Origin of the sequence: Rhizobium sp. CCGE 510, from assembly GCF_000292525.1 — a bacterium.
GTDB lineage: Bacteria > Pseudomonadota > Alphaproteobacteria > Rhizobiales > Rhizobiaceae > Rhizobium.
Genome location: NZ_AEYF01000055.1, coordinates 221660 through 233023 on the forward strand (window position 1 = coordinate 221660; position 11364 = coordinate 233023).

Annotated in this window: 13 protein-coding genes; 12 read left to right on the forward strand and 1 reads right to left on the reverse strand. The window is 62.4% G+C overall.

What is annotated here, in order from left to right; all coding sequences use genetic code 11:
• The first annotated feature begins 30 nt into the window (after window positions 1-30).
• From RCCGE510_RS31900 to msrA, 10 genes are all read left to right on the forward strand, one after another.
• Entirely contained in the window at window positions 31-984 is a 954-nt protein-coding gene (locus RCCGE510_RS31900) for a substrate-binding domain-containing protein (RefSeq protein ID WP_037080621.1), read from the forward strand.
• Window positions 981-1802, forward strand: coding sequence for an ATP-binding cassette domain-containing protein (locus RCCGE510_RS31905; RefSeq protein WP_007637379.1), 822 nt, complete (start codon window positions 981-983; stop codon window positions 1800-1802). The genes RCCGE510_RS31900 and RCCGE510_RS31905 overlap by 4 nt, the downstream gene beginning before the upstream one ends.
• Window positions 1799-2803: an ABC transporter permease gene (locus tag RCCGE510_RS31910; RefSeq protein WP_007637380.1), complete on the forward strand. Its 1005-nt coding sequence runs from the start codon at window positions 1799-1801 to the stop codon at window positions 2801-2803. Before RCCGE510_RS31905 ends, RCCGE510_RS31910 begins: the two co-directional genes overlap by 4 nt.
• Before the next feature lie 4 nt (window positions 2804-2807).
• Window positions 2808-3887 (forward strand): phosphotriesterase, encoded by a 1080-nt coding sequence (locus RCCGE510_RS31915; RefSeq protein WP_007637381.1) that lies wholly within the window; start codon window positions 2808-2810, stop codon window positions 3885-3887.
• Window positions 3888-3919: 32 nt separating this feature from the next.
• Window positions 3920-4693, forward strand: coding sequence for a glutamine amidotransferase (locus RCCGE510_RS31920; protein ID WP_037080648.1), 774 nt, complete (start codon window positions 3920-3922; stop codon window positions 4691-4693).
• A 36-nt stretch (window positions 4694-4729) separates the two neighbouring features.
• On the forward strand, window positions 4730-5572 hold the full coding sequence (locus RCCGE510_RS31925) for a BtpA/SgcQ family protein (protein ID WP_007637383.1): 843 nt from the start codon (window positions 4730-4732) through the stop codon (window positions 5570-5572).
• A gap of 2 nt (window positions 5573-5574) precedes the next feature.
• Window positions 5575-6222, forward strand: a complete 648-nt coding sequence (locus RCCGE510_RS31930; protein ID WP_007637384.1) for a TenA family protein — start codon at window positions 5575-5577, stop codon at window positions 6220-6222.
• Between the two features lie 24 nt (window positions 6223-6246).
• Window positions 6247-7140 (forward strand): ribokinase, encoded by an 894-nt coding sequence (locus tag RCCGE510_RS31935; protein ID WP_007637385.1) that lies wholly within the window; start codon window positions 6247-6249, stop codon window positions 7138-7140.
• A gap of 176 nt (window positions 7141-7316) precedes the next feature.
• The gene (locus RCCGE510_RS31940) at window positions 7317-8150 is read left to right on the forward strand and encodes an inositol monophosphatase family protein (RefSeq protein ID WP_007637386.1); all 834 of its coding nucleotides are present in this window, start codon (window positions 7317-7319) and stop codon (window positions 8148-8150) included.
• A 107-nt stretch (window positions 8151-8257) separates the two neighbouring features.
• Window positions 8258-8767, forward strand: coding sequence for a peptide-methionine (S)-S-oxide reductase MsrA (gene msrA / locus RCCGE510_RS31945; protein ID WP_007637387.1), 510 nt, complete (start codon window positions 8258-8260; stop codon window positions 8765-8767).
• A 5-nt stretch (window positions 8768-8772) separates the two neighbouring features.
• Here the strand turns inward: msrA and RCCGE510_RS31950 are convergent, their stop codons facing one another.
• Window positions 8773-9645, reverse strand: coding sequence for a LysR family transcriptional regulator (locus tag RCCGE510_RS31950; protein ID WP_007637388.1), 873 nt, complete (start codon window positions 9643-9645; stop codon window positions 8773-8775).
• Between the two features lie 93 nt (window positions 9646-9738).
• On the opposite strand from RCCGE510_RS31950, the gene RCCGE510_RS31955 reads away from it, so the two are divergent.
• Window positions 9739-10524, forward strand: a complete 786-nt coding sequence (locus tag RCCGE510_RS31955) for an SDR family oxidoreductase (RefSeq protein ID WP_007637389.1) — start codon at window positions 9739-9741, stop codon at window positions 10522-10524.
• Window positions 10525-10551: 27 nt separating this feature from the next.
• Entirely contained in the window at window positions 10552-11250 is a 699-nt protein-coding gene (locus tag RCCGE510_RS31960; RefSeq protein WP_007637391.1) for a ribonuclease activity regulator RraA, read from the forward strand.
• Window positions 11251-11364 lie beyond the last annotated feature (114 nt).

Below are 11364 nucleotides of genomic sequence, written 5' to 3' on the forward strand. Positions count from 1 at the left end.
GCAACGTCAAAACCAAAAGAGGATGAGAACATGACACTGAATTTGACAAGACGAACGATGATCGCAGCCGCCGGCTTCACCGCGTTGACCTTCATTGGCCTGTCCGGCGCCCAGGCACAGGAAAAGAAGACCGTCGCACTGGTGCAGATCAATCAGCAGGCGCTTTTCTTCAACCAGATGAATGCGGGCGCCCAGAAGGCGGCCGACGCCGCCGGCGTCAAACTGGTGATCTTCAACGCCAACAACGAGACGACCGCGCAGAACAGCGCGATCGAAACCTACGTCCAGGAAAAGGTCTCCGGTCTTGCCGTCGTGGCGATCGACGTCAACGGCATCATGCCGGCCGTCAAGCAGGCGGCCGACGCCGGCATTCCTGTCGTTGCCATCGACGCCATTCTGCCGGAAGGGCCGCAGAAGGCGCAGATCGGCGTCGACAATGCGGCGGCTGGTGCCGACATGGGCAAATACTTTCTCGACTACGTCAAGGCGAACATGGGCGGCAAAGCCAAGCTCGGCGTCGTCGGCGCACTGAACTCGTTCATCCAGAACATCCGCCAAGACGGCTTTGAGAAGACCCTGAAAGGCGTCGACGGCATCGAGATGGCTGGCGTCGTCGATGGGCAGAACATCCAGGACAACGCCCTTGCGGCGGCTGAGAACCTGATTACCGCCAATCCTGACCTGACGGCGATCTACGCCACTGGCGAGCCGGCGCTGATGGGGGCGATCGCCGCTGTCCAGAGCCAAGGAAAGCAGGACAAGATCAAGGTATTCGGCTGGGATCTGACTGCCGAAGCCATTGCCGGCATCGATGCCGGCTTCGTCGTCGCCGTCGTCCAGCAGGATCCGGCCGCGATGGGCGGTGCCGCCGTCGACGCGCTGGTGAAGGCCTCGGCCGGCGAGGCCGTCACGAAGACGATCTCGGTGCCGATTACCATCGTGACCAAGGAGAATGTCGAACCGTACCGGGCCGTCTTCAAATGATCGAAAGCGGACAGCATCATCTCGCTGCCGCCGGTTCCGGAGGGGTCGCGCCCTCCGGAATCGGAACATCCGGCGGCACCCGATCCGACCCGCGCATCTCGCTGCGCGGTATCCGCAAGTCCTTCGGCTCACATCAGGCGCTGCGCGGCGTCGACCTCGATATCTTCCCCGGTGAATGCCTGGGCCTCGTCGGCGATAACGCCGCCGGAAAGTCGACACTGACGAAAATCATCTCAGGAACCTATATTCCCGATGCCGGCACGATCACCATGGAAGGCGAGGAGGTTCGCTTCTCCGGCCCCGCGGATGCGCGCGGTCGGAACATCGAAATGGTGTTCCAGGATCTCAGCCTTTGCGATCACATCGATGTCGTCGGCAATCTCTTCCTCGGCCGCGAACTCAGCCGCGGGCCGTTTCTCGATACCCGGACGATGCTGTCCGAAGCCCGCAAGATGCTGGATTCGCTGGAGATCCGCATACCCAGGCTGACGGGCAAGGTCGCTCAGCTCTCCGGCGGGCAGCGTCAGGCGATCGCCATTGCGCGCGCGGCCTCCTTTAAGCCGAAGGTGCTGATCATGGATGAGCCGACATCGGCGCTTGCCGTCGCGGAGGTCGAGGCGGTGCTATCGCTGATCAACCGCGTCAAGGCAAACGGGGTCTCGGTGATCCTCATCACCCACCGGCTCCAGGATCTCTTCCGGGTCTGCGACCGCATCGCGGTGATGTATGAGGGCACGAAGGTGGCCGAGCGGCAGATCGGCAGCACCAACCTCGAGGATCTCGTCCATTTGATCGTCGGTGAAGGAGCCAGGCAATGACGGCTTACACGGAACGCGGCCGCGGCTCGCGTGCGGCCGATTTCTTCGGCGAACATGCGCAGGTGCTGTCGATCGCCATCTTCTTCCTGGCCTGCATGATCTTCTTCTCGATCGGCAGCGAGACCTTCTTCACACTCGGCAACATCCTGAATGTCGTCCGACAGGCCGCCCCCATCCTGATCGTCGCCATCGCCATGACCTTTGTCATCATCACCGGCGGTATCGATCTCTCCGTCGGCTCGCAGGTCGCGCTCGTCAATGCGGTTGCGGCAATCGTCATGGCGATGGGAATTCCCTGGCCGACCGTGGTCATCGGCATGCTGGTGCTCGGCGCCTTCATGGGACTGGTCCAGGGCTGGTTCGTCGCCTATCAGGGCATTCCGGCCTTCATCGTCACGCTTGCCGGCCTCTCGATCCTGCGCGGCCTGGCGCTCTATCTGACCCAGGGTTATTCCATCCCGATCAAGGATGCGCCTGGTTTCTTCGCGCTCGGCCGCAGTGAAATTTTCGGATTCCCGATCCCGGCGGTCATCGCCATCGTCATTGCCGCGCTCGGCTATGTGATTATCACAGCGACGAAATATGGCCGGCAAGTCGTGGCGGTTGGTTCCAACATGGAAGCGGCACGGCGTGTCGGCATGCCCGCCAAATGGATCATCGCCTCGGTCTACATCATCTCCGGTATCGCCTGCGCGGTCGCCGGCCTGCTGATTGCCGCTCGGCTCGGCTCCGGTTCGTCCAATGCCGCCGTCGGTTTCGAGCTGCAGGTGATTGCAGCCGTCGTTCTCGGCGGAACGTCGTTGATGGGCGGGCGCGGCACCATCCTCGGCACGGTGCTCGGCACGCTGACCATCGCCGTCATCGGCAACGGCCTGATCCTGATGCACATATCGCCGTTCTTCACCCAGATCGTCACCGGCGCCATCATTCTCGTCGCCATCTGGCTGAACACCCGCATCTTCACCGTCAATTTCCGTTTCGGAATGGGCAGGAAAGGATGAGGCGATGAGTGAACAAGCAGCAGAGAGCTTGTCGGAAGCGCATGTCCGCTCCGGCAAGGTGATGACCGTTACCGGCCCCGTTTCGGCGGATGCGCTCGGCGTGACACTGATGCACGAGCATATCCTCAACGACTGCCGCTGCTGGTGGCATGCGCCGAAGACGCCGGAGCGGCAATATCTAGCCGAAAGCTTCGTCTGCATGGAGATCCTTGGCGAACTCCGGCAGGACCCCTTCGTCAACAAGCACAATATCACGCTGGACGACGAACATCTGGCGGTGGCCGAACTCAAGGATTTCGCCACGGCGGGCGGTCGCACCGTAGTCGAGCCGACGTGCAAGGGCATCGGCCGCGATCCGCTGGCGCTCCGGCGTATCTCCGAGGCGTCAGGCCTCAACATCGTGATGGGGGCGGGTTACTATCTCGGCTCCTCGCATCCTGAAGGCGTCGCCGCGATGAGCGTCGATGACATCGCGCTAGAGATCGTCCGTGAGGCGAGGGAGGGCGTCGACGGCACCGGCGTCAGGATCGGCTTGATCGGCGAGATCGGCGTCTCCTCGGATTTCACCGCCGAGGAAGAGAAATCGCTGCGCGGTGCGGCACGCGCGCAGGTGCTGACCGGGCTTCCGCTGATGGTGCATCTGCCGGGCTGGTTCCGTCTCGGCCACCGCGTGCTCGACGTGGTGGCGGAAGAGGGGGCGAATCTCCGCCACACCGTGCTTTGCCACATGAACCCATCACATGACGACCTTGCCTATCAGAGCGAGCTGGCGGAGCGCGGCGCCTTTATTGAATACGACATGATCGGCATGGATTTCTTCTATGCCGATCAGCAGGTGCAGTGCCCGAGCGACGAAGAAGCTGCGCGCGCGATCGTGCGTCTCGTCGAGGCCGGTTATCTCGACCGGATTCTTCTGTCGCACGACGTCTTTCTGAAGATGATGCTGACGCATTATGGCGGCAATGGCTACGCCTATATCCTTCACCACTTCCTTCCCCGTCTTCAGCGGCACGGCCTCGACGGGGCTACTCTCGACGAGATGATGCGCAGCAATCCGCGACGCGTCTTTCAAACCGGAGCCTAGCTCCATCAATTCAATCGATCACAGGTATGGTCATGACAAAGAAAATCCTCCTTGTCGGCGAGAGCTGGGTCAGCTCCGCCACGCACTACAAAGGCTTCGACCAGTTCGGCAGCGTCACCTTCCATCTCGGCGCCGAACCGCTGGTCAAGGCGCTGGCCGGCAGCGCCTTCGAACTCACCTATATGCCGGCGCATGAGGCGGTGGAGAAATTCCCCTTCGATATATCCGGGCTCGATGCTTACGATGCCATCATCCTCTCCGATATCGGCGCCAATTCGCTGCTGCTGCCGCCGGATGTGTGGCTGCATTCGCGCACGGTGCCGAACCGGCTGAAGCTGCTGAAGGCATGGGTGGAAAAGGGCGGCGGCCTGCTGATGGTCGGCGGCTATTTTTCCTTCCAGGGCATCGACGGCAAGGCGCGCTGGCGGCGCACCCCCGTCGAAGACACCTTGCCCGTCACCTGCCTGCCCTATGACGACCGCGTCGAGATCCCGGAGGGAACCGTTGCCGAGGTGGTGAAGCCTGAGCACCCGACGATGCAGGGCCTCGAAGGCGCCTGGCCGGTGCTGCTCGGCGTCAACGAGGTCGAAGTGCGCGACCGTGCGGATGTCGAAGTCGTCGCGCGCCTGCCCGAGGATCAAGGCGGTCATCCGCTGCTCGTCCTCGGCACGCACGGCACTGGGCGAACGGCGGCCTGGACATCGGATATCGGTCCGCACTGGCTCTCGCCGGCCTTCTGCGAATGGGAAGGCTACGGCCGGCTGTGGAAAAACATCCTCGGCTGGCTCACCGAGAACCAGGCGTGATTGCAGCACGCGGCAGGAATTGGAAAGGAAATGGACATGCAGGAAATTTCGGACAGATCATCCAACGCCGTCAGGGACATTTTCGGCAGAGACAAGGTTCTGATCGGCATGATCCACTGCCCGGCCTTCCCGGGCGCACCGCGTTACCGGGGGGCTGCGATGGATGCGATCTACGACGCGTGCATGCGCGACGCCGAAGCTTGCATGGAAGGCGGCCTGCATGGGCTGATTGTCGAAAATCACGGCGACGTACCATTCTCGAAGCCTGAGGATATCGGCCCCGAGACGACGGGTTTCATGTCTGTCGTGACGGACCGGATCGCGCGCGCGGCCGGTATTCCGCTGGGCATCAACGTCCTTGCCAATGCGCCGATTCCAGCCTTCGCCATCGCCATGGCCGGCGGCGCCAAATTCATCCGCGTCAATCAATGGGCCAATGCCTATGTTGCCAATGAAGGTTTCATGGAGGGCAGGGCGGCCGAAGCCATGCGCTATCGCTCGCTGCTCAGGGCCGAGCACATCAAGGTTTTTGCCGACAGTCACGTCAAGCACGGCAGCCACGCCATCGTCGCCGACCGCTCGATCCAGGAACTGACGCGCGACCTCGCCTTCTTCGATGCGGACGGCGTCATCGCCACCGGCCAGCGAACCGGCAATTCGGCGACGATGGAGGAAATCGAGGAGATCGGCGCAGCGACGCATCTGCCACTGCTCGTCGGCTCCGGCGTCAACAAGGACAATATCGTCGATATTCTAAGCCGCACCAACGGCGTCATCGTCGCTTCCTCGCTGAAGCATGGCGGCGTCTGGTGGAACCCCGTCGACATCGAGCGCGTCCGCGCCTTCCGCGCGGCAGCCGAGCCTGGACTGGAGGGTTGAGCATGGCGGCGGAAAGCCTCTCGGACCGCATCCTGCACGAGAACGACGCCGTCTTCCGCGCGATGCTTTCCCATCGTTTCGTCGAGGACGTCAAGAACGACGGGCTGAGCAAGGAGGCTTTCGATCGTTATCTCGTCTACGAAGGCGCTTTCGTCGACAGCGCCATCTCGATCTTCGCCTATGCGGCGGGGACCGCGAAAACGATGGCGCAGAAACGCTGGCTGATCGCCGTGCTCGACGCGCTCGCCAACGAGCAGATCGCCTATTTCGAGCGCACCTTCGCCAGCCGCGGCATCGACCCCTCGTCGTTCGACACCAGCATTGCCGGGGTCGAGGCCTTTCGCGTGGGCATGCTTGACATCGCCCGGCAGGGCGGCTTCCTCGACACGGCCGCGGCGATGTTTGCCGCTGAATGGATGTACTGGACCTGGTCGAAGGAAGCAGCCAGCCGCCCGATCAGCGATCCGCTGCTGAAGGAATGGGTCGACATGCACGTCGATCCGAACTTCGCCGCCCAGGCGCAATGGCTGAAGAATGAACTCGACATCGCCGGAGAAACGCTGGAAGAGGATGAAAAAGCGCGGCTCAGCGCGATCTTCGGCCGGGCGATGCAACTTGAGATCGATTTTCACGATGCGCCTTATCTTTAGCTTCAGCCTTGCGAAAGCGGATGCATGCGCGCCTACATAGTCGGCAATGTCGCCATCGACGAAACCATCGCCGTTTCCGAACTTCCGCTCGTTGGCGCCTCCATCCTCGGCACTGCCGGTGGCAGCGATCTCGGCGGCAAGGGTACGAACCAGGCGGTCGTCATGGCCCGCTGCGGCGTTCCGACAACGCTAGTGGCGCCCGTCGGCAGGGATGCGAGGGCCGACACCATCCGCCATTACCTGACGGAAGAACCGCTTCAGAGCGAACTGATCGAAATGGAAGGTACATCGAGCGACGTCTCGATCATCTTCCGGCTGCCGGGCGGTGAAAATGCCATCGTCACCACGACGGAATCGGCGCAGAGTCTCAACCTGTCCCATGTCACGCAAATCCTGTCGACGGCCGGTCCCGGCGATCTGATGATGCTGCAGGGCAACCTCTCCGACCGGACGACGCGCGACATTCTCGAGCATGCCCGGACGATCGGCATGATCACTGCCTTCAATCCCTCGCCGGTGCGCTCCTATTTCTCCGATCTCTGGGAATTGATCGACATCGCCTTCCTCAACAAGGGCGAGGCTCAGACCCTGACGGGAACGACAGGCAGGGACGCCGCCGAGCATCTCCTCGACCGGGGCCTGCGCGAGGTCGTCCTGACCCTCGGCGGCGAGGGCGCGATGCTGGTGAACCGAAACGCGTGCCTCGAAGTGCCCGCTCAAGCCTGCGATGTTGTGGATACAACGGGCGCAGGCGATACGTTCATGGCCGTGGCGCTCGCATCCTGCGCGTTGCGCGGGCAACGGCTGGACAGGCAAGCCATCGAACATGCGGCCGCCGCCGCGGCCATCACTGTCTCAAGGCACGGGACGAGAAAAGCGTTTCCGACCGTTTCCGAGCTTGAAGCGATCCTGAAATAGTCGATCCGGTGTTGACTATGTCAGTACTCACAAACAAGATTGGCAATCTCATCGACCGATAGTCGGTCTTTCGCTGGAGTGGTGGCAAGTAGGTTCATAAACCATCATCTGCCTCTGCGAAGGGATTGGCTGCGCACGATTCACTCCGTCACATCAGCAGTATCCGGACTTTCCTCATGACATCCTCCCCGATTTCCGCGCGCCTTTCCCCGACCGCGTCGTCCCGCCTCGTCGTGCTTGCCGAAACGGTGGTAAAGGCGGGCGAGACCGCCCGCGGTTCGCTCCGCCGAAGGACTTCGACGGAAATGCTGGCCAAGGCGCCGCGCGACTACCAGACCGAGATCGACGTCGCCGTCGAGCGGATTATCGTCGACGAGATGGTGAAGGCCTTCCCTGATTATGCGATCCAGGGCGAGGAAGCCGTCGGCAACCGCACGGCCGGGCCGGAAACGCCGATCATCTATATCGACCCGATCGACGGCACCACCAATTATGCCTGGGGCCTCCCGCATTTCGGCATGACGATAGCAATCGCCGAAAGCGGCAGGCTCGTCGCCGGCGTTGTCTATGACGCCATGCAGGACGAGCTGTTCAGCGCGGAGATCGGCGGCGGCGCCTATCTCAACGGCGAGCGCATCCGCTGCGCCGATGTCGGCGACATCGAAAACGTCCTCGTCGGCGCCGGCCTGCCGATTCCCGGCCAGGTCAAGGCGGTTGCGGAAGAGACCTATTTCGAAGCCGTCAAGCGCCTGATGGCCAATACGGCGGGCGTGCGCCGCCTCGGCTCGGCGGCGCTGTCGATCGCCTACGTCGCCTGCGGCCGGCTGGACGGATTCTTCGAAGATGGGCTCTCAATCCATGATTTCGGCGCCTCAGTGCTGATGGTCGAGGAGGCAGGCGGCATCGTCACCCGGTTTTCCGGCGCAGACGTCGACGGGAAGGGCGATATCCTCGCCGCCAGCAAGGCATTGCATCCCTGGCTCAAGGAAGGCTTTGCGAGCAAAGCGTAACTTAGACCGGCAACACCTGCGCCTTAGATTGCACAGCCGTGCGTGGTTCCACCTTATGGAAATCTGCGGCGCGAGACACTATCTCTTGGCAAACAAGGAGACATCCAATGACCGAAGAACGTGCAGTGCTCGCCGGTGGCTGCTTCTGGGGCATGCAGGACCTCATCCGCCGCTACAAGGGCGTGATTTCAACCCGGGTCGGCTATACCGGCGGCGACGTGCCGAATGCGACCTATCGCAACCACGGAAACCACGCCGAGGCGATCGAGATCATCTTCGACCCTGCAAGGATCGGCTATCGCGAGATCCTCGAATTCTTCTTTCAGATCCACGATCCGAGCACACGCCACCGCCAGGGCAATGACGTCGGCGCGAGCTACCGTTCGGCGATCTTCTACACCAGCCCTGAGCAGGAGCGTGTCGCCAAGGATACGATCGCCGATGTCGACGCATCGGGCCTGTGGCCCGGCAAGGTGGTCACCGAGGTCGTGCCGGTTAGCGATTTCTGGGAGGCCGAGCTCGAGCACCAGGACTATCTGGAGCGGATCCCGAACGGCTATACCTGCCACTTTGTCCGGCCCGGCTGGAAACTGCCGGTCCGCCAGAAGATCGCTTGATCCGATCAGGCTCCCATCGCCGCGCGGCTGGTTTCCAGAAGCGCGGCGACGAGATTTGTCCTCGGCGAGGATCGCGTCGCGACGATGCCGACCGTGCGAACGGCGGACGAACGGGGCAAGGGCAGCTTGAGGATATCAAGCCCGGCCGGCCACGGCGGCGCCCAATCCGGTACGATCGAGATCCCGAGACCACGGTTGACCATCACCGCGATCGCCTCCAGCGCGTCGAGCTCATAACGCTCGATAGGTCGGATGCCGATCTCGCGCAAATATTCGTCGGCGATATGGCCGCCCCACTGGTTGCGGTCGTAGCGGATGAAGGGCAGGGTCTGCAGCAATTCGAGCGGATCCGTCCCCTCACAGTCCTGCGGCGCGATCAGCACGAGGGGCTCCTGGCGCAGCCTTTCGAAGCTCAGCGTCTTTTGCATCGGAAATCGCGGTTCGATGATGAAGGCCGCATCCAGCGCGCCATTCAAAACCTCTTCATAGAGATCCATCGAAGCGCCCGGCTTTAGAAAAATTTCGATCAGCGGGTAATCCTGCGCCAGACGGTGGAGAATATCGGGAACGAGGCCGGTCAGCGCCGTATTGATCGCGCCGATCCGCATCTCACCCGAAATCGTCGCGGTACCGGCCATCGCCTTCAGGTCGCGTGTATCGCGCACCAGATCCTTGCAGCGTTCGAGAATGGCAAAACCGGCCTCGGTCGGCCGCATGACGCGGCCAGAACGCACCAGCAGCCGCACACCAAGCTCGGCCTCCAATGCGCGGATGCGCTGGGCAACGGCGGCCGGCGTCAGGTTCAGCCGTTGAGCCGCCTCGGCCAGCGAGTGGCGCTCGGCAATGACAATGAAGGTCTCGAGAAAACGTGTGTCCATCGATAGTTTTTCTATCTCCTGAACAAAGCAGAAGCCATATTTTATTTACGATCCATTGCTCCGAAAGATGGCCCGACCATGTGAGGAGATGAAATGGATTTCGGCCTGAAGGACAAAACGGCCCTGGTGCTTGGCGCCGGCGGCGGGTTGGGTAGCGCGATTGCGGTCAGGCTTGCGCGCGAAGGCGCCAAAATTGCCGCGGCGGATATCGACCTTGCCGCCGCGCAAAAGACCACGGCTGCGATCGAATCCGAAGATGGCAAGGCGCTGGCGCTGCAATGGGACCTTGCCGATCTCGGTTCGATCGATGCGCATGTCGCTGTAATCGAACGGCAGTTCGGACCAATCGATATCCTCGTCAACAATACCGGCGGCCCACCGCCGACCACCGTCTCCGGCCAGAACCTGGCAGTCTGGAACCAGTATTTCCAGAGCATGGTCCTTTCCGTCATAGCAATCACTGATCGTGTGCTGCCGCAGATGCGGGCGCGCAAATGGGGACGGATCGTCACTTCGACCTCGTCGGGCGTGGTGGCGCCGATCGCCAATCTCGGCATCTCGAATGCGCTACGCCTGTCATTGGTCGGCTGGTCGAAAACGCTGGCGCGCGAGGTCGGGCGCGACGGCATCACCGTCAACATCGTTCTGCCCGGCCGGATCGCCACCGGCCGCATCAGCTTCCTCGACGAACAGAAGGCCAAACGCGAAAACCGTGCCATCGATGACGTCGTCGCTGAGAGTACCGGCAGCATTCCGCTCGGCCGCTACGGCCGGCCGGAAGAATATGGCAATGTCGTCGCCTTCCTGGCGAGCGAGCCTGCCTCCTATCTGACCGGGTCGGTGATCCGCGTCGATGGCGGTATGATCCAGAGCATCTGACAGAAACCGAATTGGAACCGATAACCGATGGCCCTCAACGCTGAAGCGATAGCAATCCTCAAGACCGTCTCGACGGCGACACTGACGACCGTTCTTCTGAAGAAGGGCCTGCGGAACGTCTGGATCCGCGGCGCCGTTCCGCTGAAGCCCGGCCAGCCGCGCATCGTCGGCCCGGCCTTTACGCTGCGCTTCGTGCCTGCCCGCGAAGATCTGGCGACGCCGGCCTCCTGGGCCTCGCCGATCTCGACGCGCGCCGCGATCGAGGTGATGCCGGAAGGCTGCGTCGCCGTCGTCGATGCAATGGGCGTTGCCGATGCCGGCATCTTCGGCGATATCCTCTGCGCCCGCATGCAGAAGAGAGGCGTTGCCGCACTCGTCACCGATGGCGTCGTGCGCGACCTTGCCGGCGTGCTCGACAGCGGCCTGCCGGTCTGGTGCCGCGGCGTCGCAGCACCCCCCTCGGTCGCCGGCCTCACCTTCGTCGCCTGGCAGCAGCCGATCGGCTGCGGCGGCGTGGCGGTCTTTCCGGATGACATTATCGTCGTCGACCAGGACGGCGCCGTGCTGATCCCAGCCGATCTGCTCGACGCCTTGCTTGATGAAGCGCCGGAACAGGAGCGCATGGAAGCCTGGATCATGACGAAGATCGATGAAGGCGTTCCGCTACCCGGCCTCTATCCGATGAACGCCGAAACCAAGGCGCTTTACGAGGCCTCGAAGAAATAGGCTCCAGGCCAGGGCGAATTGAAGAGGGTCGCGATTTCGCCCGGCGCCTCAGTTTGTTGAAAGCCTCGTTCTTCACTCGGCGTCATCCTCGGCCTTGTGCCGAGGATCTGCTGA

What these genes read in the sequence shown, in the direction of transcription:
- RCCGE510_RS31900 (WP_037080621.1), top strand. Translation starts at nt 31, where the DNA reads ATGACACTGAATTTGACAAGACGAACGATGATCGCAGCCGCCGGCTTC.
- RCCGE510_RS31905 (WP_007637379.1), top strand. Translation starts at nt 981, where the DNA reads ATGATCGAAAGCGGACAGCATCATCTCGCTGCCGCCGGTTCCGGAGGG.
- RCCGE510_RS31910 (WP_007637380.1), top strand. Translation starts at nt 1,799, where the DNA reads ATGACGGCTTACACGGAACGCGGCCGCGGCTCGCGTGCGGCCGATTTC.
- RCCGE510_RS31915 (WP_007637381.1), top strand. Translation starts at nt 2,808, where the DNA reads ATGAGTGAACAAGCAGCAGAGAGCTTGTCGGAAGCGCATGTCCGCTCC.
- RCCGE510_RS31920 (WP_037080648.1), top strand. Translation starts at nt 3,920, where the DNA reads ATGACAAAGAAAATCCTCCTTGTCGGCGAGAGCTGGGTCAGCTCCGCC.
- RCCGE510_RS31925 (WP_007637383.1), top strand. Translation starts at nt 4,730, where the DNA reads ATGCAGGAAATTTCGGACAGATCATCCAACGCCGTCAGGGACATTTTC.
- RCCGE510_RS31930 (WP_007637384.1), top strand. Translation starts at nt 5,575, where the DNA reads ATGGCGGCGGAAAGCCTCTCGGACCGCATCCTGCACGAGAACGACGCC.
- RCCGE510_RS31935 (WP_007637385.1), top strand. Translation starts at nt 6,247, where the DNA reads ATGCGCGCCTACATAGTCGGCAATGTCGCCATCGACGAAACCATCGCC.
- RCCGE510_RS31940 (WP_007637386.1), top strand. Translation starts at nt 7,317, where the DNA reads ATGACATCCTCCCCGATTTCCGCGCGCCTTTCCCCGACCGCGTCGTCC.
- msrA (WP_007637387.1), top strand. Translation starts at nt 8,258, where the DNA reads ATGACCGAAGAACGTGCAGTGCTCGCCGGTGGCTGCTTCTGGGGCATG.
- RCCGE510_RS31950 (WP_007637388.1), bottom strand. Translation starts at nt 9,645, where the DNA reads ATGGACACACGTTTTCTCGAGACCTTCATTGTCATTGCCGAGCGCCAC.
- RCCGE510_RS31955 (WP_007637389.1), top strand. Translation starts at nt 9,739, where the DNA reads ATGGATTTCGGCCTGAAGGACAAAACGGCCCTGGTGCTTGGCGCCGGC.
- RCCGE510_RS31960 (WP_007637391.1), top strand. Translation starts at nt 10,552, where the DNA reads ATGGCCCTCAACGCTGAAGCGATAGCAATCCTCAAGACCGTCTCGACG.